Below are 23416 nucleotides of genomic sequence, written 5' to 3' on the forward strand. Positions count from 1 at the left end.
GGCGTTTGCGTTAAAACAGGTCACTCCCCGGACGCCACCTTGGGCTCCGCGCGAGACCCGCGACCCTCCGACCGGGCCAAGCCGCGGATGGCCGGGCCGTTGAGCACCGTACCGTCCGGCGCGAACTGCGAGCCGTGGCAGGGGCAATCCCAGCATTGCTCGGTCGAATTCCAGTGCACGATGCAGCCGAGATGCGTGCAACTGGCCGAATGCCGGTGCAGCTTGCCGTCGCGGTCGCGGCACACGGCGAACTTGCTCAAGCCGTCCTGAAGGATGCCGCCTTCGCCAGGCTTGAGGCCGCCGGCCGACTTGACCTCACCGGGCAGTAAGTAGCCGGCGAGGTTCTTCACTGTTGTAAGGTTCTCATTGACGTAGTGCGCGAGCGCGGCGGGCGGCTTCCGGTCGGGAGCATAGACGGCTTCCCAGGGGTTCGATCCGTCCACGATCAAATCGCGGATCAGCAGTCCGGCCACTGCACCATGCGTCATGCCCTGGCCGGAATCGCCGGTGGCCATGAAGACGTTGCCGTTTCCGGGGCTTCGGCCGATGAAGCCGCAATAATCGATCGTTTCGAGAACCTGACCGGACCACCGCGCTCTTTCCGCGCCAAGATCGGGCACCAATGCCCTGATCCATGCTTCAAGCGCGGCAAAGCGCGCCTCGCCGTCATCCGCTTCGCCCGATTTGTGATCGCGGCCGCCGGCGATGAGACAGTCCGTCTTGCCGGGGCCGGGATTGAGGCGGACGTAGTAATAGGGATCGTCCATGTCCCAGTAGAGGGCATCCGGGAGGGTTCCCCTGGCGATCTCGAAAGCCATGGCATAGGTGCGGTAAGGCGCCATCTTGCTATGGATCTTGACCCATGTGTTGATCGGGGAATTGGTGGCAAACACCGCGTTCGAAGCGGTAACGGTGGAGCCGCCATCGCATTTCAGGCGAATCTGCTCCCCCTCCTCGATCTCGATGACGGCGCTGTCGGCGAATGCCTTGCCGCCTCGCTTCTCGAAATCAGCCAGCAGGGCGCGCAAATATTTCAGCGGGTGGAAGGCGGCCTGTCCGGGGTAGCGCAGGATGGGCGCCGATTCATGACCCTTGAGCGGCACGCCTTTGCCATGTTCAGCCTCGGCGCCGATCTTAGCCGCAGCCGCATACTCCTTATTGCATTCTCTGGCGGCCTGCTTCTCGTCCATCCATGCTGCCGGGAAAAGGAAGCCGTCCAGCCGCCGGAAATCGCAGTCGATCTCCAGGCTGGCAACGTGCCGCTCGATGCGGTTGACGGCGGCTTGCTGGCTCTCCTGAAATCCGCGCGCCAGAGCCTCGCCGCGCATGTCGATCAGCGCGCTCAAGCCATCGTCGCAGATCGGCGCCAGATGGGCGGTCGTGCGCGATGTCATGCCTCCGATCAACGGGCCGCGATCCACGAGCACCACCTTGCGTCCGGCCAGCGCCAGTTCATAGGCAATCGAAACCCCGGCGATGCCGACACCAACGACGGCCACGTCGCAATGCTCGTCTTGCTCGAGGCGGGGAGCGCCGGGCAAGCTGGCGTCGAGCATCCAAAATGATCTGGTCGCTTCGCTGCTGACGTTCATCGCGCACCCCGTCGAGACGATATTGGACGGCCAGCGACCAATGCTGCGCAGCGCGGGTTGTAGGTCATCGTGACCGGCTCCATCCTCGCGGCTAGGTGCTCTTGAGCGTTCCGTTCATCCCGTTCGGGTAAAAGCCGCCCTTGCTGACACCCGATTGGTCGGTCAGATAAACAATGCGCAGCACCTCCTGCGGGGTCCTTGTGAAGGCAATCGCATCGGGCGTCGAAGGAACGAAGTTGGCCTTGCCGTCGACGCGAATGCCCTGGTCCTTGTCATCGGGCCCGTCGGTCTTGTCGCGTGCGTCGGAAATTGCATTCGCCGCCTTCCAGGCCTTCTCGCCCATGCGATAGAGCGACGACCGCGCCATCCCCATGTGGTAGGCCTCGACCGCGAGAATTCCAGCCGCGGCTGCGAGGAATTCCTTGTTCTTCAGGACGGTTGCCGCACCGGCGTAGGCGGTGACGCCGACATCCTCGAACAGCATGCCGCCAAGCACGAAGTTCATCTGGTTGCCGAAGGGGTCGAAGTCGGCACCGAGCCCGGCCGCCTTGGCGACCGCGGCAAAGCCGGCATCAAAATCGATCGCCGGCCGGTCCACCGCATTCGACGCCAGGGTCTTGCGGTAGAACCTGACATGGGCAAGTTCATTTTCCGCGACTTCCCGCAAAAATTCAGCCAGTGCGGGTGTTTCGAAGGGAACCTTCTTGCCGCCGACGACGTCGCCGGGCTTGGAACCGGCATCTGAATCGTCGATGCCTTTTCCTGTGGTGCCCCGCAGGTAGTATTCGGCCTCCATATATTCCAGGTTCAGCGCGAACCGGAAAATGTCTTCGTCCTTTATGTCATCTTGTGCGAAAGCAGGCGAAACGGTGGCGACGCCGGTCGCTGAAGCGAGCGTCGCTCCAAGACCAATTTGCAATGCGCCGCGGCGAGAAACATGAAGTGAAGGGGTGGCATGGATCATAGCTTCCTCCCGAAGCCCGCCATGAACCGGTGTGGCCTCAAACGAGCGGGCCGTCCTGTCAACTCCGCCAAACGCGGAATGTTCCTGAACCGAGCGGGTATGGTTGTGGACCGGGCGATTCGATGGGCGTGCCGGCGTGACTCCCGGGCTGCGGTTCCTCTATAGGACGAGCTTCACGTCCGACGCCGGATCCATTTCATGGCCCTCCTCCCCTCTCTCCGCGCCGCCCTGCCCAACGCCACCATCTGGGACGCCGCCGAGCTCGCCTCGCGCGATCCTGGCTTCGACACCCGCAATTTCGGCGCCTCGGCTCTGGTGCGTCCGCGCGATGTCGAAGAGGTCGCGGCGCTGGTGAAATTCTGTTCGGCGCATGGCATCGGTCTTGTCGCGCAGGGCGGGCGCACCGGGCTCGCGGGCGGAGCAGCCACTTCCCAAGGGCAGGTGATCTGCGACCTTGGCGGGCTTAACAGAATAGAGGACATGGATCCGTTCACGCGCGTGGCGATCGTGCAGGCGGGCGTGAGGCTGGGCGCGCTGCAGGAGGCGGCAGCCCAGCATGGGCTCGACCCGGGCATCGACCTTGCCGCGCGCGGCAGCGCCACTATCGGCGGCATGGTTTCCACCAACGCCGGCGGCATCATGGCCTTTCGCAACGGCACAATGCGTCACCGCGTGCTTGGCTTGGAGGCCGTGCTGCCGGACGGGCGGTTGTTTTGCGATCTCACCCGGGTGCTGAAAACCAGCGCAGGCTACGATCTGAAGCATCTCTTCATCGGCGCGGAAGGCACGCTCGGCATCGTCACCCGCGTGGCGCTGCGGCTCGATCCGGTGGCCGGTGCGAGTGCCACCGCGCTTGTCGGCGTGCCGAATGCGGCCAGCGCCCAGCACATCGTCCGGCATTTTTTGACCTCGACCAGCGCGAGGCTCACCGCCGCCGAGATCCTGTGGCGTAATTTTGCGTCCCTCATGCAGCGGTCGCTGAACTATGCCTCGGGCAGCCTGCCGCTCGATGCGCCCTGTCTGCTGGTGCTGGGCCTAGGCGCCGACTCGATCGAGGCGGCGAGAAGCGCGCTCGAGGGCGGGCTGGCGGCGATCTGGGAAGAGGTCGGCATCGTCGACGGGCTGGTCGCGAGCTCCGAGGGCCAAGCCGCAGCGATGTGGCGGCTGCGCGAGGAGACCGTTGAGATCGAGCGCGCGCACCCTATGGCGCCCTCGTTCGACGTCTCCGTGCCGGCCGGCGCGCTGGACGCCTATGTGGCGCGCATCGAGGCGAGGCTGAAGAAGCTCGACGCCTCATATGCGCCCTATGTCTACGGCCATCTCGCCGATGGCAATCTGCACATCTCCCTCAATTGCGAAGGGCCGGTTCCACATGAGCGGCATGAGGCGATCGAGGACGTGCTCTATGAGGGGCTGCGCGAGGCCGGCGGTTCGTTCTCAGCTGAGCATGGGGTGGGGCTGGAGAAACGCGAGGCCTATGAGCGGCATGCTGATCCGGTGAAGCGGGATTTGGCGAAGGCGATCAAAGAGTTGATCGATCCGGGCAATGTGATGAATCCGGGGAAGGTCGTGGGCTGAGTTTGGCGGGGAAGCGCGAGAGGCTAGAGCGAACCTGCCTGTGTCGCAGCCCCTCTCCGGTCGCTTCGCGATCACCTCTTCGCCGTCGCGGGCCAGAAACACTACTCGCACTGGCGGCGCGGGCCGCCGTCGAAGGGCTGGTAGGTGTTGTCCTGCGGATCGTAGGAGCGGTAGCGGCTGAAGCAATCGTCGATATGGGCGGCCGAGATCTGCCGGCCCTGTGCCCGCACGGCCCCGGCCTCGGGCGAGATCTCTTCCGGCGGGCCGCCGTAGGTGGTGACGTAGCCGTCGCCCGACGGGGCGTAACCTTCCATCTCGGCCTGGTCGTCGCTCGTCTGATCATCGGCCGCGGCGGTTTGCCGATCGGTCCCGACGGCTTGGCCACCCTGGCCTTGCCGATCGTTTGAGCCGGTCGAGGCGGTGCGGTCGCCCATCGGGTCGTAATAGGGTGAGATGCAAGGGCGCAACTCCCCGCTGTAGGAGCGGTAGCTGTTTTCCGCCGGACGGTAGCTGCGATAGCGGGCCGAGCACCATTGCAGATGAGCCACGGGCAATTGCTGCTCGGCCTGCTGATCGGCCGGAGCCGGCTGGGAAGGCTGGGTCGCGTCAGGCTCGGCCGCGGGATGGTTCGGCTGGGCGGTCGTGGGCTGCAACTGCTGCGGCTGCGCGGGTGCTGTCGGCGCCGCGAGCGTCGCCGTCTGCACTGCGCTGTCGGTCTTGGCCGGCTCGCCCGCTGGGGCGGGCGCGACGGCAGCCTGCTGGGCAGGAATGCGCTGAAGATTCTGCTTTTGCGGATCGACCGGCTGAGCGTCCTTGGTCCAGAGCTCGGAAACGCCGATCGCCGGGGTCGCCTGGCGCACTGGCTTGGCGGCGAGCAGCCAAGTGGCGAAGGCGAGCCCGCTGGCGAACACGGCAAGGGTCAGCACGAAGCCGCCGACAATTCCCAACAAAGCCTTCATGCCGAACTCCTTTAGTCCCCGCTGATAGAATGCGAGGCACGGAATCCGGTTCCCACAGCAAGAGGGCGATGTTGCGACCCGGCGGTAACAAACGAAGGGCCCCGCGTGCTCCGGGGAGGAGCACGCGGGGCTTCGAGAGGATCGCTGGGTGAACCCAGCTGGGGACTAGGCAGCTAAGGGACTTTACGATGATCCAAACGGATCGATGACAGTGTCGCGCCTTTGGTGCGACGCCGCATCGTGCAAACAGAGGAATAAACGCAGGTCGTTCACATGGCAGTCCCACGCCTCGGACTCGCAGCCGGCGGCGGCCGGTCAGGCCCGGCAGAATGCCCCAACGAGGCGGCCGGACAGCGCTTGAGTGACCTGCGGGCGCTCAGCAGTCCGCCACCACCTCGCTGTAGCTCCTCGCCTTCCCGTCCTGGCCGCGAATACGCCACGTTTCGCCGTCCCGCCCTTCAACATGGCTCGCCGTCAGCGGCACCTTGCCGCCGCCGTCCGGCAGATCGATGACGTAGGCCGGGTTACAGATGCCGGAGAGCCGCCGGCGCAGTTCCGCGACCAGCGCCTGGCCTTGGGCAATTGTCGTGCGGCGATGCGCCATGCCGCGCGCGAGGTCGCCGTGGTGCAGGTAATAGGGTTTTACGCCGAGACGGTACATCAGCTCGCGGCAGAGCTCCTCCAGCACCTCGATCTTGTCGTTGACGCCTTTGAGGAGAACGCTCTGGTTGAGCAGCACGAACCCCGCCTGGCGCATCGTACGGCAGGCCGCCTCGGCTTTGGCGGTGAGCTCGCGCGGATGGTTGAAGTGGGTCACCACCGTCACCATCAGCCGTCCCTGTAGCGCCTCGACCAGGCCGGACGTTATGCGCGACGGCAGCGCCACGGGCACGCGGGTGTGGATGCGCAGAAGCCGCAGATGCGGGATCGCCTCCAGCCGGGCGCGGATCTCGGCCAGCGCCTTGTCCGGCAGCGACAGCGGATCGCCACCGGTCAGGATCACCTCGCGGATTTCCGGGTGCCCGTCTATGTAGACCAGCGCCGGCTCCAGCGCTTCGCTTGTGTAGCCGCGGCCGATCGAGGTCAGCGATTCCTTGCGGAAGCAGAAGCGGCAATAGACCGCGCATTGATAGGTCGGGAACAAAAGCACCCGGTCGGCATGGCGGTGCGTCAGGCGGGGCACCGGGCTGAAGACATGATCGCCGATCGGGTCGTCGAGCTCGCCTTCGGTGGCGACGAGCTCGCCCGGCGACGGGATCACCTGTGCGCGGATCGGATCGTTGGCGTCGCTCCAGTCGATCAAGTCGAGATAGGGTTTGGGCACGCGCACCTTGTGCGCCGCCGCGGCTTCTTGCATGACGGCGCGCTCGGCGGCCGAAAGCGGCAGCGAGGCGAGGTCGCGGACATGGCGCACGCCGGCGCGGACTTCGGCTTGCCAGGCGGCGTCGGGGGCGGCCGGCTGTTTGAGATTAGTGGTCATTGCGGTTCTCTGGTTCGCCGTCCCTATCGGCCGGATGGTCGATGTGGTCAACCGCATACCGCCTTACGCCGTGTTGGGAACTTGGAACTCTCACCGCTTGAGCTTCGCAATCGCCTCCGCCGTCACCGGCGTGAAGCAAGCAGCTCGGCGAAATCCTCGGTGTAGACCGTGAGCTTGATGCCCGTGACTGTCTCGTAGAAGTCGACGAGCCGCTTGACGTAAGGCATTCAACTGCCGCAAGGCTAGATATCGGCGTAGATCTCCAGCACATTGCCGTCGGGATCGCGAAAGAACAGCGTGCGGTGACCCCAGGGCCGGTCGGTCGGCCCACTTTCGATCGCCACGCCCTTCTCACGCAACGTCTCGGCGCATTGGTCAACCTGGCTGGGCGTCACCCGGAAGGCGAGCTGCATGGAGAGCGCGCCCGCCGGGGTCGGCAAGTCGTTGAACATTACGCCGCGCTCAGTGAGCGCCAGGAGGCACGAGCCGACCTGGTAGGCGATCCAGCTCTCGCCCAGGCTGGAATGGACGCGAAAGCCCATCACGTCCTCATAGAAACGCCGCATCTCCTTCATGTCGCGGGCGAAGAGGACGGTGTAGTCGATATTCCTGATGTTTTTCAGCGCATTCATTTGCGGAATCCTTTGTCGGGCGCCGCGTTCCGACGCGGCGTGATTGTCGATGCGCTGGCCTCATTATACTGGTAGCAAGGTGGTACAAGATGAGCGGCGCTGCTAGTAGCGTCGCCACCCCCTTCGAGGCACGAGCATGCTGGAACAGACCACCGAGATGGACAGGCGTAAGGAACTCGGCCGCTTCCTGCGCGCCATGCGCGAACGCGTCGAGCCGTCACGGCATGGCATCCGCACCGGCACGCGACGGCGCGCAAGCGGGCTGCTGCGTGAGGAAGTCGCGCTGCTCGCAGGGATCAGCGCCACCTGGTACACATGGCTAGAACAGGGCCGCGAGGCCAATCCTTCCGCGCAGGTGCTCAATGCGCTCGCCGACGTGTTGGACCTCGTGCCTGTGGAACACCAGCACCTGTTCAAGCTCGCAAAGCCGGAATGGCGGCCTGAGGCGACGCCGCTCGAAGGCCCCTCGCCCGATCCGCGCATTGTCGGATTGCTCGCCACGCTCTCGCCCAACCCGGCCTATGCGCTCAACCGCGCCTGGGACTTCATTGCCTGGAACGACGAGGCGGCGGATTTGTTCGGCGGCTTCGATCAGGAGGATCCCGCAAGGCGCAACCTGCTGGCGCGGTTCTTCCTCGATCCCGCCTGGCGCGGACTGTTCGCCGACTGGGAAGTGGTAGCTCGCTCGGCGATCGCGCAATTCCGCGCCGCGACCGTCGAATACGCGTCTGCTGCCGACATCTGCGCCGTGCTCGATCCACTCAGGGCGCTGAGCCCCGACTTCGCGCGCCAATGGGCCGAGATGCGTGTCGAGGAAGCGCCGATCTGGTCGAAGCGGATGGTCGGTCCGAGCGGCGAAATCATGGTCTATGATTATTTCATGCTGACGCCCGTGGGCGTGGGCAAGGAGATAACGCTGAGCCTTTATCGGAAGCATGGATAAGGAGCTCCCCGTAAAACGGGGAGAAAGACGCTGCCGCAATCGACCAGCGCCCTCCTTTCATGCAATCTCCTCCGGCGGCGATCATGCGGAGATGATCCGCCGCCGAGGGAGGATTGCCATGACCGACACGCCAGCGGCGCTGCCGCGCTATGAGGATGCCGTTGCGCAATTCCGCATCGAGGACGAGATCGCGCGCCTCCACGGCGATCCGGCGACCGGCATCAACGCCTATGTCGAATGCTGCGGCCGCTATACCGGCGAAAACCGGCTGGCGCTGCGCGCGATCTCGGCTGCCGGTGAATTGCGCGAATACTCCTTCGACGATCTGGCCGACATGGCGGGCCGCGTCGGCACCCTGCTCAAAGGTCTCGGCGTTGGTCCCGGCGACGTCGTCGCCGGCATGCTGCCGCGCATCCCTGAATTGGTGGCGCTGATCCTCGGCACATGGCGCGTCGGCGCGGTCTACCAGCCGCTGTTCACCGCTTTCGGGCCGAAGGCTGTCGAGCATCGCCTGAACTACAGCAAGGCGAAGCTGGTGGTGACCAACCCCGCAAACCGCGCCAAGCTCGACGAGGTGGAAAACCGTCCGCGCATCGCCACCATCGTTGGGCCCGGCGATGCCCTTGCAGCAGGCGACGTCGATTTCCGCGCGGCGCTGGAGGTCGCCTCTCCCGATTGCGAGCCGGTCATGCGCAAGGGCACCGACCTGTTCATGATGATGTCGACCTCCGGCACGACCGGGCACCCAAAGGGCGTGCCGGTGCCGCTCAACGCGCTGCTTGCCTTCGGCGCCTATATGCGTGACGCGATCGGGCTTCGGCCCGACGACATCTTCTGGAACATCGCCGATCCCGGCTGGGCCTATGGGCTCTACTACGCCATCACCGGGCCTTTGCAGCTCGGCATCGCCACCACCTTCTACGAAGGCGCGTTCAACGCTAAATCGACTTACGACATCATCGAGCGTCTGGGCGTCACCAGCCTGGCCGGCTCGCCGACAGCCTATCGCCTGCTAATGGCGGAAGGGCCCGAGGCCGCGGCCCGCGTCAAGGGCAGGCTGCGCGTGGTGAGCAGCGCCGGCGAGCCGCTCAATCCGGAGGTGATCCGCTGGTTCGACGCGCATCTTGCAGCGCCGATCCACGATCATTACGGCCAGACCGAGAACGGCATGATGGTCAACAACCATCATGGTCTGGCGCATACGGTTCGCGCCGGCTCGGCCGGCTTTGCCATGCCCGGCTACCGCATGGTGGTGCTGGACGAGGCAGGCAACGAACTCGGCCCCAACCAACCCGGCGTGCTGGCGGTCGATATCGCCAACTCGCCGCTGCGCTGGTTCGACGGCTACCACCAGGCGGAAACGCCGGCGATCGCGGGCGGCTACTACCGCACCGGCGATACAGTGGAATATGAGACGGACGGCTCCGTCTCCTTCATCGGGCGGGCCGACGATGTCATCACCTCGTCCGGCTACCGCATCGGACCGTTCGATGTCGAAAGCGCGCTGATCGAGCATCCGGCGGTCAACGAGGCGGCCGTCGTCGGCGTGCCCGATCCGCAGCGCACGGAGATCGTCAAGGCGTTCGTAGTGCTGGCGCCCGCCTTCAAGGGCAGCGAGGCGCTAGCCGAGGAACTCGCCCAGCATGTGAAGAAGCGGCTGTCTGCGCATTCCTATCCGCGCGAAGTCGAGTTCGTCAGCGAACTGCCGAAGACACCGAGCGGCAAGATCCAGCGGTTCTTGCTGAGGAAGGCCGAGGTGGAGAAGCGCAAGGCGGAATAAAGATTTGGCTCTCCATGATTTCCGCCACGCAAAAGCCGCCAAGTCGGGCGATGGCTCCCAAGGGCTATGATCGCTAATTTGGGGTTGCAGCATGCGGTTGGTCTTGACGCTTCTCATTGCGCTGGCGGGCAACGCGGCATATGCCGCCTCGCCGGAAGATGATTATATCGTCGCGCGCGACAAGGCGATCGCCGATATCACCGCGCAGGAAAGCGCCAATACGGCGATCGAAACTATCGATGCCCAGAACGAGAAGGCGCTGGCCGACCTCCAGCAGCGCCTCGCCGCCATCCTCGGTCCGCTCTCCGTCAAAGGCTTTCCGGCGACCGGTACCATCAATATTCAAAGCCTCAACGCTTCCGATATCGGCTACGGCATGCTGGACGGGCTGCGATATGCGCAGAGCGACGACGGCCCAAGCATCGTCGCCTCGACGCGCGGGTTGACCGAGCGCTGGCTCAAGTCCAAATCGTCCGAAGCGGAAGCGGATTTCAAGCTGCCCGCCGACATCGGAGCGGCGTTGAAGCTCGACAGTTTTTATACCCAAGCCATCGGCAGCGACGCGGCATTCTCTGGCACGCTCGACTTTTCGCTGAAGAAGCCCGACGGCGCCGATGCGGTGGTCGCGCGGCTTGGCGGCTGGACCCAGGACGTCGGACCGATCTACGATCAGCACGTCGTCGTGGCAGTCGTCAAAGGTGACCGCGTGCTGATTGCCGAGGCACCCGCCTCGCCCGCCGTGCCGAAGATCGCGGCCTGCGATTCAATCTGGGCAGCCGCCGACGCCGCCGCGCAGAAAGCCCAGCAGGCCGATCAGGGTTCGGACCAGGACGATCCGCAGGCCTCTGATCCCGCCAACGCCGCCTGGGAAAAGGGCGACGCCGACTACCGCGCCTGCATGGCCCAGCGCCTGCCCGGCGACCCGTCCTTCCCGGCGCTGCTCAAGCAGGCGCAGGACCTTGCCGACGACATGGCTGGGAAATAGTCCGCCAGGGCAATTCCAGGAAAGCGCAGCGGCTCTCGAAGTGGAGCGGTTTCAAACCATAGAGATAGAGCGGGCCGGCGCTGTCGAAGCCGAGCCGCTCGAAACCCTCAGCCTCCGTTCGCCCGCATGTTGCGCCGAGAAACGCGCCGCGCGACGGGGCGCGCCGCTTCCGCGATGATCCCGTTGGTTTGAGGCGCGGCATCCATGCGCGACCTTGCGTCGGTCACCCGATGCAGGCGCTCGTAAGGCAGCAATTCCCGGATGCGGGCGTTGAGCGCTTCGACTTCGGCGCGCAAATCCTCGCATTCCTGCTTCTGGATATCGAGCTGGATCTGCTCCGACGCCTGCTGCAGCGAAAGCCGTGAGAAATTGGTGCTGACCTCGGACAGGTTCTTCTTGTCGGCTTCGCTCTCGTCCTTGAGAACGGCGAGCCTTTTCTCCGCAATCTGGCGTTCGGTGACGGCGTCGTTCAGCTGCGCCTTTAGCCTGGTGATCTCGTCCGTGGCTTCGCCATTGTCGGTCGAGACCTTATCCAGACGCGACTGCAGTTCCTGGATCTCGGCACGCAAACCGCGCATTTCCGCGTGGCTGCGTGCCAATTCGGCGGTGCTGTCGCTCTCGGCGATCCGCGCCGCCTCGATTGTTTCGGCAAGCCTGGCCTGCGCTGCCTCGAGCGCTTTCTGCAGCCGGGTTTCTTCCTTTTCGTGGTTGCCGATTTGAGCCATCAGCTCGGCGATATGGGCGGTTTCGCTGGCGTGGGTTGCCGCGAACTCGTCGAACTTGTGCCGGGCCTCCGCCTCGCGCTTTTGCGCCTGCTCCAGATCGACCGAAAGGCCGACCTGCTTTTCGCGCAGCAGCTTGTTCTCGGCGCCGCGCCTGTCGACTTCGACGGTCTTGGCCGTCAGGGCTTTGACAATCTCGCCGAACTCCGTCTCGCGCCTGGCGGTCTCATTGCCCATCTCCACCAGCTCCAGGCGCACCGCCGCAAGCGCCGAGCGCAGCTGCTCCCGGTCCTGGACGAGGCTCGCCTCGCGCTGCTGCCACGCTTCGGCCGCGCCGTCGCGTTCGCGCTGCCGGCGGGCGGCGTCAAGCAATTGTTCCGACAATGTCTTGTGTTCGGCGGTGAGAGCGAGGTTTGCCAGCTCCAGCTCGTTGGAGCGCAACACGTCGCGATGGAAGACGTTGAGGACTTCGCGCGTCATATGATGTGCAGTGGCGATCTCCGCCAGCTTTGCCTCGATCTCCTGCAGATGGCCCTGCCCGTCCCGGAAAAGCCCGGTGACGGCCTCCAGGGCGGCCAGCCGCGTCTGGGTATGCGGTGTCAGCCGCGATGCCGATGCGTCGGACGGCTCTTCGGCCGGCGGATTCTCGTCGCTTGCAACCAGTTCCCGACCGGCGACGGCGTCGTCTTCCGACGGCGGCTGTTCGTCATCTTTGAGGACGTCCTCGAACGCCTCCGCCAGATCCGATTGGAGTTCCTGAAATTCCTTATCGACGTCCTCGGCCCGCTTGATCAGAGACTTGAAATTCATCACGGCACATCCCTTACGCTCGACGACACATCTTTTACGCTCGCCCCCGGGCGTACTTAACGAATTACTAATCTATCGCGTTACCTTCCGTTCGGGAAGCCTGTGCAAAGGAAACCAAAATTAAGGTTATCGCCGGTCCCAATCTGATGCGGATCCGCGCTAGGTGAGCCCCTCTCCCGTTCCTAACATATGTTAGCTTTCTCTCCGGATAGGTGCTGAAAGCATGCGCAGCAGAAGGGAAAGACAGCGAGCTGCTTGTCATCATTCAGATGAGCGATGCGAAGACTTCTGGACGGAAAAAAGAAGCTCCCGCCGTATAAATTTTCTCTTCCTCGGCCGCCCATGATCGATCGAGTGGAGTTGCTTGCGCGAGCATCCGGTTGCCGTGGCTCTATGGGAGTCGACGCGGGAGGCGGATGGGCCGACCTCCCGCGTCGGTGCATCAACTCTTGATGTCGATGCGCTTGACCTGCGACTGCGCCTTCTCGCTCTTCGGCAAGGTGACGGTCAGCACGCCGTTCTTGAAGCGGGCATCCACCTCGTCTTCCTTGACCTCGTAGCCGACCGGGATGCGGCGCTCGAAGCGGCCGTAATAGCGCTCGGAGAACTGCCTATCCTTGTCCTCCGTCTCGGAGCGCTTCTCGCCTCTCAGCGTCAGCACGCCGTCGTCGAGCAGGACCTCGATGTCTCTCTGTTCGAGGCCAGGCACCTCGGCCATCACCTTGATCTCCTTCTCGCCGTTGGAGATCTCGACGCTCGGCCAACCGGCGCCGAGGGCGGAGACACCGCCAAGTGACGGCAACCGACTGTCGAAGCCGCGGAAAACGTCGTCAAACAGGCGGTTCACCTCGCGATGCAGCGACAGGAACGGATCGCGCTCACCGTCGCGGAATATGCTTGGAAGCTGGTTGCCGTTGCTCCGGCCCCAGGGGATCAGATCACGGACACTCATGGTTTGCTCCTTTCTGTTCATCGGCTCGAAAAGCTCCTACGCGCCGCGCAGTGCCCGGCGCGTAGCGCGGATGCGCTCACAGAAGCCCTCAGGCGGCGTGCTTCTCGCCTTCGATCTTCTTTGTCGTGCCTTTGAGCGTTGCCTTGTCGGCCGCGATCTCGATCCGCCGCGGTTTCATCTCTTCTGGAATTTCGCGCTTCAGATCGATCGTCAGCAGCCCATTGACCAAGCTGGCGCCAACGACCTTGACGTGGTCGGCAAGCTCGAAGCGGCGCTGGAATGCACGGCCGGCGATGCCACGATGCAGGTACTCGCCCTTGTCCTCGCCGGCTTTCTGGCCAGAGACCATGAGCATGTTCTGCTCCTGGGTAATGGCCAGTTCGTCCTGCGAGAACCCAGCCACCGCCATACTGATGCGGTAGTCGTCGTCTGCGGTCTTGGCGATGTCATAGGGTGGCCAATTATCGACGGTCTCGATCCGGCTCGCCGTCTCGAGCGCGTTCAGCATTCGATCGAAGCCGATGCTCGACCGGAACAGGGGACTGAAGTCAAACGTGGTTCTCATAGCTACATCCTCCATTGAGCAACATAGATACGAGGGGCGCCAAGGAAGCGGCGCCCCTTGACCTTGCCGGTCTCTCAAGCACCGGCGTAATCGATCTGGGAATTCAACACGGGCACGTCAAGGCCCCGCTCCGAAGCCGCCTTCAAGGTCGTGAAAGTCAGTCCCTTCGTCTGCATGCAGGCAGGCGAATCATGAGTTGGAGGCGGCCGCACAACCACGACCGCCTCGGGGAGCTGATCTTCAATGGATCGCGATGATCCCGTCGACGGCCCGCCACTCCGACGCCCTGATGAGCCGATGGTGAGCGACACGGACAGAATGCAAGGCGCCAGCCAGCTCGCGCTGCCAAAAGCCCAGAAAGCCCCTCAGCGCCGGGAAATCCGGGGCAAGATCATAGTCCTGCCAGACGTAAAGCTGGAGCAGGCTGGGATGGTCGGGCAGATGATAATGGATCTCGGCAGTGGTCAAGCCATACCCATTCATCTGCAAGCGGAATTCCTTGCTGACCGCCATCGCCTTCGGGCCTTCACGCGCTCAGCCGGTCGACCACCTGCCGGTGGTCGTCATCGGCAGGGCCGCTGGGCGGCGGAGCCAGCGCATCAAGCCGGCGCAGCGCATCCATGATGTCGTCGAAGGAGACCGGCCGCTCGGTGCCCGGCGGCTGGCGCAGCGCCGGCATCGATTCCACGGCGCAAGCATCGGACGCCCAGGACGAAAGGATCGCCCGCTTTTCCCATATATCGAGCGAGCCGTCCTCCAGCACATCCCGCGGGTGCTGAAAATGCCTGGCCGGCGACAGCAGCCGGTCGAGCGAAAGGTCTGATAGTTCGGGAGCTAGGGAAGGAATGATCGGCGAAAGCGTCTGTCGGTCCATTTCTGTCCTCCGTCTCCAAAAACTCCTTGCTTCGGGTTCCAATTTCTCACCGGTCCCGGCGCTGCCGGGCACCGATAATCTTGTTCAACTCAATCGCGAATTCAAGCCTCTCCGTTATCGGAGCGGGCCAATTTACCGCATGTTTTCAGCGCGCTAGCACTCAACGGTCGAGAGTGCCAAAAAATTTGCGGTACCCCCTTGAAAGTAGATGAAGGCAAAATTAGCTCGACATGCGCGCGATGCCGAAAGGGTCGCGCGAGCCCCGCTCCGGTCCTGCCGGTCCGGAGCGGAGGAACTGCTCGCAATCTGTTTGTCCTGAAGGAGAACGATATGACGTTCCGTCCATTGCATGACCGCGTGCTCGTGCGCCGCATCGAGGCCGAAGAGAAGACGGCCGGCGGTATCATCATCCCCGACACTGCCAAGGAAAAGCCGCAGGAAGGCGAAGTCATCGCCGTCGGCCCGGGGGCCCGCGACGAGAGCGGCAAGCTCGTGCCCCTCGACGTGAAGGTCGGCGACCGCATTTTGTTCGGCAAGTGGTCCGGCACCGAGATCAAGCTCAACGGCGAGGATCTGCTCATCATGAAGGAAAGCGATGTGATGGGCGTGATCGAGCAGGCCGCGACGCTGAAGAAAGCCGCCTGACCGGGGCTTCGATAGAACCGCAACCCAGTCAATGAAAGCTGCCTAAACAAGGAGTGATCCAATGGCTGCCAAGGAAGTCAAATTCCATTCCGACGCCCGCGAGCGCATGCTGCGCGGCGTCAACATCCTCGCCGACGCGGTGAAGGTGACGCTCGGTCCGAAGGGTCGCAACGTCGTCATCGACAAGTCGTTCGGCGCGCCCCGCATCACCAAGGACGGCGTCACCGTCGCCAAGGAGATCGAGCTCGAGGACAAGTTCGAGAACATGGGCGCCCAGATGGTCCGCGAAGTCGCTTCGAAGACCAGCGACATCGCCGGCGACGGCACCACCACTGCCACCGTGCTTGCCCAGGCGATCGTTCGCGAAGGGGCTAAGGCCGTTGCCTCGGGCATGAACCCGATGGATCTGAAACGCGGTATCGACAAGGCGGTGGATGCTGTCGTCGCCGAACTCAAGGTCAACGCCCGCAAGATCACCAGCAACGACGAGATCGCACAGGTCGGCACCATCTCGGCCAATGGCGATGCCGAGATCGGCCGCTTCCTGGCCGAGGCTATGGAAAAAGTCGGCAACGAAGGCGTCATCACCGTCGAGGAAGCCAAGACGGCCGAGACCGAGCTGGAAGTCGTGGAAGGCATGCAGTTCGATCGCGGCTATCTCTCGCCCTATTTCATCACCAATCAGGACAAGATGCGCGTCGAGCTCGAAGAGCCCTATGTGCTGATCCACGAGAAGAAGCTCAGCAATCTGCAGGCGCTGCTGCCGGTGCTCGAGGCCGTGGTGCAGTCCGGCAAGCCGCTGCTGATCATCGCCGAGGATGTCGAAGGCGAGGCTCTGGCCACGCTCGTCGTCAACAAGCTGCGCGGCGGGCTTAAGGTCGCCGCCGTCAAGGCTCCGGGCTTCGGTGACCGCCGCAAGGCCATGCTGGAGGACATCGCCATCCTGACCGGCGGCACGGCCATTAGCGAGGATCTCGGCATCAAGCTGGAGAACGTCACGCTGGAGATGCTCGGCCGCGCCAAGAAGGTCGCGATCGAGAAGGAGAACACCACCATCGTCGATGGTGCCGGCAAGAAGGAGGAGATCCAGGGCCGCATCACGCAAATCAAGGCGCAGATCGAGGAGACCACCTCCGACTATGATCGCGAGAAGCTGCAGGAGCGGCTGGCCAAGCTCGCCGGCGGCGTTGCCGTGATCCGCGTCGGCGGCGCGACGGAAGTGGAGGTCAAGGAGAAGAAGGACCGCGTCGACGACGCGCTGCACGCCACGCGCGCGGCGGTCGAGGAAGGTATCCTGCCCGGCGGCGGCGTTGCCCTGCTCAGGGCGGCCAAGGCGCTCGACACAGTCGCCGTCGACAACCCGGACCAGAGATACGGCGTCGATATCGTGCGGCGCGCGATCGAGGCTCCGGCGCGCCAGATCGCCGAGAACAGCGGGTCGGAAGGTTCGATCATCGTCGGCAAGCTGCGCGAGAAGACCGAATTCGCCTATGGCTGGAACGCCCAGACCGGCGAATATGGCGACCTCTACAAACAGGGCGTCATCGATCCCGCCAAGGTCGTGCGCACCGCGCTGCAGGATGCGGCCTCGGTTGCCGGACTGCTCGTCACCACCGAGGCCATGGTGGCCGAGAAGCCGAAGAAGGAGGCCGCTCCGGCCATGCCGGCTGGCGCCGGCATGGACTTCTGAGACGCCGACGGGAGCCCGCTTCCGGCAACGGGAGCGGGCGTTTCGAAATGCACGATGGGAGGCCATTATGGATATGATGAGCGGCAATGGCTCGGTTCCGGCGCCGACGCGCCCGGCAAGCGAATTCCTCGCTTATGAAGCCGAATGCCGAAGCGCATTGAAGCCGCTGCTGGCAGGCTTGCTCGACACGGCCGAATCCGCCGGGTGGAACCGGCGGACCGTCGCCTCAACGCTGATGTTTCTTGCCGCACAGCACGTGTCGGCCACCGAAACATCCGGGGGCGGCTAGCAAAATCGGGCCCCGCCTCCAAGGCGGGGCCCATGTGACTGCGAACGGACGAGGATTGCCATGATTGCAGGACGATTGCGCGAATGCCTGAGAATCTTGCGATGGGAAGCTGCCGACGTCGCCGAGGAACTTGGCTGGCCCAGAAACGACGTGACACGCTGGCTCGAGGGGCGCGCGCCGGTGCCGCTGGCGGTCGCCGCCTGGATCGAGGCCCTCGCCAAGGCACACAAGGCGCTGCCCCCGCCGCGCCTTAACCGGCAGAATTCAGCGACGCACACGCCGGCGGGCCCGGTGGTTGTGCAGGCGTTCAACGGCATAGGCCAGCCGCGGCCGCACGGCATCGTCCTGCAACCGCCCTACCCGCGTCGACATGTGCTGGCCGGGACGACCGGCCTTCGCCCGGGCGCCATGAGCACCCACCCGAATGAGGGTTCTGACCATGAGCCACGACCGCTTTGAAGACCCTGTCACCATCCTTGTCGCAATGGGGTTGCCGGTCCGGCTCGAGACCATGATGGAAGCCTATGCCCTGCTGCAGGATTGGCCGGCTGCGAGCAGGAGCAGCGCATATGCGATCGCGCTCAACGCCTGCAGAGCCGGCATTGCCGGCGAGATCGACGCGGAAATGGTGCGGACAACCCTTGTTGCCTTCGCCCGCCGCCACGATATCCTGGCGCCGGACATAGTTTCGCTGGCGCCCGCAGCGCTGGCAGGGCGCGCATCCACAAGCAACAATGGCTGAAAATTTGAAACCCGGCGCGTGCTGGCGCGGCGGACAACGCAACGAGCGCAGGAATTCTGAATGACGACGGACACCAAGGCGAAGGAAACCAGGACATTCGAGGCGGACGTCTCGCGGCTGCTGCACATGATGGTGCACTCGGTCTATTCGGACCGAGACGTTTTCCTGCGCGAGCTGATCTCCAATGCGGCGGATGCCTGCGAGAGGCTGCGCTTCGAGGCGGTGAGCCGGCCAGAGCTTCTGGGCGACGATGCCAAGCCGCGCATCACGATTGCCGCCAATCCGGACAACAAGGAGCTTTCGGTCGAGGACAACGGCATCGGCATGAGCCGCGACGAGATGGCGGAGGCGCTGGGCACGATCGCGCGCTCCGGCACCCGCGCCTTCATGGAGCGCGTCGAAGCCGGCAAGGCGGCGGAAGACACGCAGCTCATCGGCCAGTTCGGCGTCGGGTTTTATTCGGCCTTCATGGTCGCAGACCGTGTCGACGTCATCAGCCGCCAGGCCGGCAGCGACGAGGCCTTCCGCTGGTCGTCCGACGGCAAGGGCACCTACGAGATCGCGCCGGTGCCGCTCGAGGCAGCACCCAAGCGCGGCACGCGCGTGGTGCTGCATCTGATGGAGGACGCCTCGTCCTACACCACGCCCTATCGGCTCGAGGGTTTGGCGAAGTCTCAGTCCGGGCATGTGCCGGTGCCAATCACATTTGTCGAAAAGCCCGGCGCCGAACCGCGCGACATCGCCGACGGCACGGCGCTTTGGGTGCGGCAAAAGAGCGAGATCAAGCCGGAGGAATATACCGACTTCTACCGCAGCATCGCCGGCCAATATGACGAGCCCGCCTCGACCATCCATTTCCGCGCCGAGGGCCGGCAGGAATACAGCGTGCTCGCCTTCGTCCCGGGATCGCGGCCGTTCGACCTGTTCGACCAGGACCGCAAGGGCCGCATGAAGCTCTATGTGCGGCGCGTCTTCATCACCGACGAAGCCGATCTGCTGCCGCGCTACCTGCGCTTCGTGCGCGGCCTGGTCGATTCCGCCGACCTGCCGCTCAATGTCTCGCGCGAGATGATCCAGGAAAGCCCGTTGCTCGCAGCGATCCGCAAGGGCGTGACCAACCGCGTTCTCGGCGACCTCGCCAAGACGGCCGAAAACGATGCCGAAGCCTACGCCAAAATTTGGGAAAATTTCGGCGTCGTCCTCAAGGAAGGTCTCTATGAGGATTACGAGCGACGCGAGCAGCTGCTGAAGCTTGCCCGCTTCCGTTCGACGACCTCAGGCGAAGGCTGGCGCAGCCTTGCCGACTATGTCGCAGCGATGAAGGAAGGACAGAAAGCGATCTTCTTCATGGCCGGTGACGATCGCGCCCGGCTCGAAGCCTCGCCCCAGCTCGAAGGTTTTCGCGCACGCGGCATCGAGGTGCTGCTCCTCACCGATCCCGTCGACAGCTTCTGGGTGACGATGGCGCCGGAATTCGACGGCAAGCCGTTCAAGTCGGTGACGCAGGGCGCGGCCGAGCTCGCCGATATCGCGCTGCCCGAAGATGCGGCGAAGCCCGACGCGGAGACGTCGTCGGATATCGCCGCCTTCCTGGCTTTCGTGAAAACGACGCTTGGCGAGGAGGTTTCGGACGTGAAGTCCTCGGACCGGCTGACCGAAAGCGCCGTGTGCCTTGTCGCGCCGGAGCATGGCCCGGACCGCCAGTTCGAGCGCCTGCTCAACGCCGCCGGCCGGCTCGACAAGGCGGCCAAGCCAATCCTCGAGATCAACCCGCGCCACGAGCGCGTGGCGGCGCTGGCAAAGCTCGGCGACGACGAGAAGGCGTTCAAGGAAGACGCCGCGCATCTGCTTTACGACGAGGCACGTGTGCTCGACGGCGACAAGCCGGCCGACGCCAAGGCGTTCTCGGCGCGGCTTGCGCGGCTGATCGATCGCGGGCTGGCGAGGGGGTAAGCGCCGGCGCTCGCCCCGACAGGGGGAATGCGCCGCCGCCAATTGCGTAGGGTCTCGCCCTACCCCCTCAGTCCCGGCGCCTCCTGGCCGGTGCGGGCGACATATTCGGTGTAGCCGCCGCCATAGGTGTGGACGCCGTCGGGCGTCAGCTCGAGCACGCGGTTCGACAGCGCCGCCAGGAAATGGCGGTCGTGCGAGACGAACAGCATCGTGCCTTCATATTGCGACAGCGCCTCGATCAGCATCTGCTTGGTGGTTATGTCGAGGTGGTTGGTCGGCTCGTCGAGCACCAGCAGGTTTGGCGGATCGAACAGCATCAGCGCCATCACCAGCCGGGCCTTCTCGCCTCCGGAAAGCACGCGGCACTTCTTTTCGATCTCGTCGCCGGAAAAACCGAAGCAGCCGGCCAAAGCCCTGAGCGGCGCCTGGCCTGCCTGCGGAAACGAGTCCTCCAGCGTCTGGAAGACGGTGCGCTCGCCATCGAGCAGTTCCATGGCGTGCTGGGCGAAATAGCCCATCTTGACGCTCGGGCCCCGCGCGACGGAGCCCTCGTCCGGCTCGGAGGCGCCGGCGACCAGCTTCAGAAGCGTCGACTTGCCGGCGCCGTTGACGCCCATCACGCACCAGCGCTCGCGGCGGCGGATCTGGAAGTCGAGGCCCGAATAGATATTGCGGCTGCCATAGGCCTTGTGGATGCCCTTCAGCGTCGCCACGTCCTCGCCGCAGCGCGGCGCCGGCTGGAATTCGAAAGTCACCGTCTGGCGGCGCTTCGGCGGTTCGACACGGTCGATCTTGTCGAGCTTCTTCACGCGGCTCTGCACCTGGGCCGCATGGGAAGCGCGCGCCTTGAAACGCTCGATGAAGGCGATCTCCTTGGCCAGCATCGCCTGCTGGCGCTCGAACTGCGCCTGCAGCTGCTTGTCGGCCAGCGCGCGCTGCTCCTGGTAGAATTCGTAATTGCCGGAATAGGAGGTGAGCGCGCCGGCATCGATCTCGATGATCTTGTTGACGATGCGGTTCATGAACTCGCGGTCGTGCGAGGTCATTAGCAGCGCGCCGTCATAATCCTTGAGGAACTTCTCCAGCCAGATCAGGCTTTCGAGGTCGAGATGGTTCGACGGCTCGTCCAGCAGCATGACGTCGGGCCGCATCAACAGGATGCGGGCAAGCGCGACGCGCATCTTCCAGCCGCCGGAGAGTTTTGAGACGTCGCCGTCCATCATCTCCTGGCTGAAGCCGAGGCCGTCCAACACCTCGCGCGCCCGGCCATCGAGCGCATAGCCGTCAAGCTCCTCGAAGCGGTGCTGCAACTCGCCGTAGCGCTCGATGATCTGATCCATGTCGTCGGCGCGGTCGGGATCGCCCATGGCGTGCTCGAGCTCGCGCATCTCGGCGGCGACCGCGCTGACCGGCCCGGCGCCTTCCATGACTTCGGCGACGGCGCTCAAGCCGCCCATATCGCCGACATCCTGGCTGAAATAGCCGATGGTGACGCCGCGATCGACCGAGACCTGGCCTTCATCGGGCTGCTCCTGGCCAATGATCATGCGAAACAGGGTCGTCTTGCCGGCGCCGTTCGGGCCGACCAGCCCGATCTTCTCGCCCTTCTGCAACGCGGCGGAAGCTTCGATGAAGACGATCTGTCGGCCGTTCTGCTTGCCGATATTTTCGAGACGGATCATGGGACGGTCCGGGAAACTGCGCTGACGTGGCGGGGATTTGCCCGGGGCATTACGCGAATGCGGGCACGAGGGGAAGAGGCAGAAGCGCCGCATGCCGCGCTCGGCGTATTCCCTTTGAGGCAGAACCAGCCGAGGTAAAATTGATTCGCGTCGCCGACAGATCGAGCGCTTAGTGCTGGAGCCAACCACTTGATGGGCTCTGGCAAGGGAGGTCAACCATGGCCATGTACCTGACGCGCTTCAGCTACACGCCCGAGACATGGGCGCGAATGATCGAAAACCCCGAAGATCGCCGCAAGGCAGCCAGCTCATACATAGAATCGGTGGGCGGAAAGCTGCACGGATTCTGGTACGCGTTCGGCGAACACGACGGCTGGAACCTGTGGGAGGCGCCGGACAATGTTTCGATGGCGTCCGTCGTGCTCGCCATCGGTGCCGGAGGGGCGCTCAGCTCCTGCGAGACCACCGTCCTCCTCAGCGTCGAGGAGACGATGGACGCGCTGGGCAGGGCGAAATCGATCCGTTATCGGCGGCCGGGAGCGTAGAAAAAAACGCCGCCTCGGGGAGTGTCACCTCGCGTCATGGAAGATGATGCCGAGCGTATGTCGCCCGCCTGAGCGCAGGCGGCTAACGCCGTGGCGCAGGTTGACGCGATAGTAACCTCGCGTGCCCTCCACCGGCCGGTTGTGCACGGCGAAGATTACCGCATCGCCGCGCTTGAGCGGCACCACCTCGGCGCGGCTTTGCATGCGCGGGCGCTGCTCGGTGAGCACGAATTCGCCGCCGGTGAAATCCTCGCCGGGCTCGGACAGCAGGATCGCCACCTGCAGCGGAAAGGCAAGCTCGCCGTAGAGATCCTGGTGCAGGCAGTTGAAATCGCCGGGGCCGTATTGCAGCAGAAGCGGCGTCGGCTTTACCTGGCCCTCATCGTGGCAGCGTTTCAGGAAGGCGGCGTGCTCGGCCGGATAGCGCTGGGCAACACCCATCTTCTCGTTCCAGTCATTGGCGACCGTGGCGAGGCGCGGGTAGAGCGTGGTGCGCAGGCCCTCGATCAGGTCCGGCAGCGGATATTTGAAATACCGATATTCGCCCTTGCCGAAGCCGTGGCGCGCCATCACGACATGGCTGCGGAAATGCTCTTCATGCGGGTAGAGCGCGGCGATATCGGCGCATTCTTCCGCCGACAGCATGCCGGGCATGACGGCACAGCCATGGGCGTTGAGTTCAGAGACCAGCGCGCGCCAATCTTGTGCTGCGACGCGGGATTCGGCGGAGCGGCTGGCGCGTTTGGTGTTGAGGGAATGGATGGTCATGGGTTGGCTCCTTCGCTTGGTGTCAAAGTGGGGCGAAGGATGAGCATCGGCCACCCGATTCCTGCGGGGTGGGCGCCGGCTTTCCCTTCTCCCCTTGCGGGAGAAGGTGGCCTCGCGCAGCGAGGTCGGATGAGGCGTGCTGGAAGGAATGAGGCGGCGGCGATTTCAATCTTATCGCCAAGCTGGAACACCCCTTGTATCTGCACGGACAGAGATTTGTGCGATGGAAGCGACTGAGCCTCGAACCGGATGGCCATCCGATTCGA

Annotated in this window: 23 protein-coding genes; 11 read left to right on the plus strand and 12 right to left on the minus strand. The window is 64.3% G+C overall.

Annotated elements, in window-relative coordinates:
* Positions 1-20 precede the first annotated feature (20 nt).
* Both FJ423_RS30280 and FJ423_RS30285 read right to left on the minus strand, forming a co-directional pair.
* Positions 21-1592: an FAD-dependent oxidoreductase gene (locus tag FJ423_RS30280; protein WP_140846949.1), complete on the minus strand. Its 1572-nt coding sequence runs from the start codon at positions 1590-1592 to the stop codon at positions 21-23.
* A gap of 91 nt (positions 1593-1683) precedes the next feature.
* Positions 1684-2556, minus strand: a complete 873-nt coding sequence (locus FJ423_RS30285; RefSeq protein WP_140846952.1) for a ferritin-like domain-containing protein — start codon at positions 2554-2556, stop codon at positions 1684-1686.
* A gap of 198 nt (positions 2557-2754) precedes the next feature.
* On the opposite strand from FJ423_RS30285, the gene FJ423_RS30290 reads away from it, so the two are divergent.
* Positions 2755-4134: an FAD-binding oxidoreductase gene (locus tag FJ423_RS30290; RefSeq protein ID WP_140846954.1), complete on the plus strand. Its 1380-nt coding sequence runs from the start codon at positions 2755-2757 to the stop codon at positions 4132-4134.
* A 101-nt stretch (positions 4135-4235) separates the two neighbouring features.
* On the opposite strand, the gene FJ423_RS30295 is transcribed toward FJ423_RS30290, so the two are convergent.
* The 3 genes from FJ423_RS30295 to FJ423_RS30305 form a co-directional block, all read right to left on the minus strand.
* Positions 4236-5093 carry a BA14K family protein gene (locus FJ423_RS30295; RefSeq protein WP_140846957.1) on the minus strand — a complete coding sequence of 286 codons (858 nt, stop codon included), beginning with the start codon at positions 5091-5093 and terminating at the stop codon, positions 4236-4238.
* Between the two features lie 376 nt (positions 5094-5469).
* The gene (locus FJ423_RS30300) at positions 5470-6573 is read right to left on the minus strand and encodes a KamA family radical SAM protein (RefSeq protein ID WP_140846960.1); all 1104 of its coding nucleotides are present in this window, start codon (positions 6571-6573) and stop codon (positions 5470-5472) included.
* Between the two features lie 242 nt (positions 6574-6815).
* A complete protein-coding gene (locus FJ423_RS30305; protein ID WP_095767204.1) occupies positions 6816-7205 on the minus strand; it encodes a VOC family protein in 390 nt (129 codons plus the stop codon).
* Positions 7206-7341: 136 nt separating this feature from the next.
* On the opposite strand from FJ423_RS30305, the gene FJ423_RS30310 reads away from it, so the two are divergent.
* The 3 genes from FJ423_RS30310 to FJ423_RS30320 all read left to right on the plus strand — a co-directional run bounded on the left by FJ423_RS30310 (position 7342) and on the right by FJ423_RS30320 (position 10913).
* Positions 7342-8148: a helix-turn-helix transcriptional regulator gene (locus FJ423_RS30310; protein ID WP_140846963.1), complete on the plus strand. Its 807-nt coding sequence runs from the start codon at positions 7342-7344 to the stop codon at positions 8146-8148.
* 118 nt (positions 8149-8266) lie between these two features.
* Positions 8267-9928 (plus strand): acyl-CoA synthetase, encoded by a 1662-nt coding sequence (locus FJ423_RS30315; protein WP_140846966.1) that lies wholly within the window; start codon positions 8267-8269, stop codon positions 9926-9928.
* Between the two features lie 91 nt (positions 9929-10019).
* Positions 10020-10913, plus strand: a complete 894-nt coding sequence (locus FJ423_RS30320) for a hypothetical protein (protein WP_140846969.1) — start codon at positions 10020-10022, stop codon at positions 10911-10913.
* A gap of 107 nt (positions 10914-11020) precedes the next feature.
* Here the strand turns inward: FJ423_RS30320 and FJ423_RS30325 are convergent, their stop codons facing one another.
* From FJ423_RS30325 to FJ423_RS30345, 5 genes are all read right to left on the minus strand, one after another.
* A complete protein-coding gene (locus tag FJ423_RS30325; protein ID WP_095767142.1) occupies positions 11021-12445 on the minus strand; it encodes a hypothetical protein in 1425 nt (474 codons plus the stop codon).
* A gap of 442 nt (positions 12446-12887) precedes the next feature.
* A complete protein-coding gene (locus tag FJ423_RS30330) occupies positions 12888-13397 on the minus strand; it encodes an Hsp20/alpha crystallin family protein (protein WP_140846971.1) in 510 nt (169 codons plus the stop codon).
* Between the two features lie 88 nt (positions 13398-13485).
* A complete protein-coding gene (locus tag FJ423_RS30335) occupies positions 13486-13962 on the minus strand; it encodes an Hsp20 family protein (RefSeq protein ID WP_140846972.1) in 477 nt (158 codons plus the stop codon).
* Positions 13963-14202: 240 nt separating this feature from the next.
* Positions 14203-14475 (minus strand): usg protein, encoded by a 273-nt coding sequence (locus FJ423_RS30340; protein WP_140846975.1) that lies wholly within the window; start codon positions 14473-14475, stop codon positions 14203-14205.
* Positions 14476-14488: 13 nt separating this feature from the next.
* On the minus strand, positions 14489-14836 hold the full coding sequence (locus FJ423_RS30345) for a hypothetical protein (protein ID WP_224524793.1): 348 nt from the start codon (positions 14834-14836) through the stop codon (positions 14489-14491).
* Positions 14837-15166: 330 nt separating this feature from the next.
* Between FJ423_RS30345 and groES the strand changes: the two genes are divergently transcribed.
* From groES to htpG, 6 genes are all read left to right on the plus strand, one after another.
* Positions 15167-15481 carry a co-chaperone GroES gene (gene groES / locus FJ423_RS30350; protein ID WP_040988406.1) on the plus strand — a complete coding sequence of 105 codons (315 nt, stop codon included), beginning with the start codon at positions 15167-15169 and terminating at the stop codon, positions 15479-15481.
* A 61-nt stretch (positions 15482-15542) separates the two neighbouring features.
* A complete protein-coding gene (gene groL, locus FJ423_RS30355) occupies positions 15543-17171 on the plus strand; it encodes a chaperonin GroEL (protein WP_140846978.1) in 1629 nt (542 codons plus the stop codon).
* A 76-nt stretch (positions 17172-17247) separates the two neighbouring features.
* On the plus strand, positions 17248-17460 hold the full coding sequence (locus tag FJ423_RS30360; protein ID WP_224610482.1) for a hypothetical protein: 213 nt from the start codon (positions 17248-17250) through the stop codon (positions 17458-17460).
* Between the two features lie 60 nt (positions 17461-17520).
* Entirely contained in the window at positions 17521-17919 is a 399-nt protein-coding gene (locus tag FJ423_RS30365) for a helix-turn-helix transcriptional regulator (RefSeq protein WP_140846984.1), read from the plus strand.
* Positions 17900-18202 carry a DUF982 domain-containing protein gene (locus FJ423_RS30370; protein ID WP_140846987.1) on the plus strand — a complete coding sequence of 101 codons (303 nt, stop codon included), beginning with the start codon at positions 17900-17902 and terminating at the stop codon, positions 18200-18202. The genes FJ423_RS30365 and FJ423_RS30370 overlap by 20 nt, the downstream gene beginning before the upstream one ends.
* A gap of 60 nt (positions 18203-18262) precedes the next feature.
* Positions 18263-20155 carry a molecular chaperone HtpG gene (htpG, locus tag FJ423_RS30375; RefSeq protein WP_140846989.1) on the plus strand — a complete coding sequence of 631 codons (1893 nt, stop codon included), beginning with the start codon at positions 18263-18265 and terminating at the stop codon, positions 20153-20155.
* Between the two features lie 59 nt (positions 20156-20214).
* Here the strand turns inward: htpG and FJ423_RS30380 are convergent, their stop codons facing one another.
* Positions 20215-21837 (minus strand): ABC-F family ATP-binding cassette domain-containing protein, encoded by a 1623-nt coding sequence (locus FJ423_RS30380; protein WP_140846991.1) that lies wholly within the window; start codon positions 21835-21837, stop codon positions 20215-20217.
* A gap of 218 nt (positions 21838-22055) precedes the next feature.
* On the opposite strand from FJ423_RS30380, the gene FJ423_RS30385 reads away from it, so the two are divergent.
* Positions 22056-22382 carry a GYD domain-containing protein gene (locus FJ423_RS30385; protein WP_176477003.1) on the plus strand — a complete coding sequence of 109 codons (327 nt, stop codon included), beginning with the start codon at positions 22056-22058 and terminating at the stop codon, positions 22380-22382.
* A gap of 24 nt (positions 22383-22406) precedes the next feature.
* On the opposite strand, the gene FJ423_RS30390 is transcribed toward FJ423_RS30385, so the two are convergent.
* Positions 22407-23150: a 2OG-Fe(II) oxygenase gene (locus tag FJ423_RS30390; protein ID WP_140846994.1), complete on the minus strand. Its 744-nt coding sequence runs from the start codon at positions 23148-23150 to the stop codon at positions 22407-22409.
* Between the last annotated feature and the right edge of the window lie 266 nt (positions 23151-23416).

It is taken from the genome of Mesorhizobium sp. B2-8-9 (assembly GCF_006439475.1).
GTDB lineage: Bacteria > Pseudomonadota > Alphaproteobacteria > Rhizobiales > Rhizobiaceae > Mesorhizobium.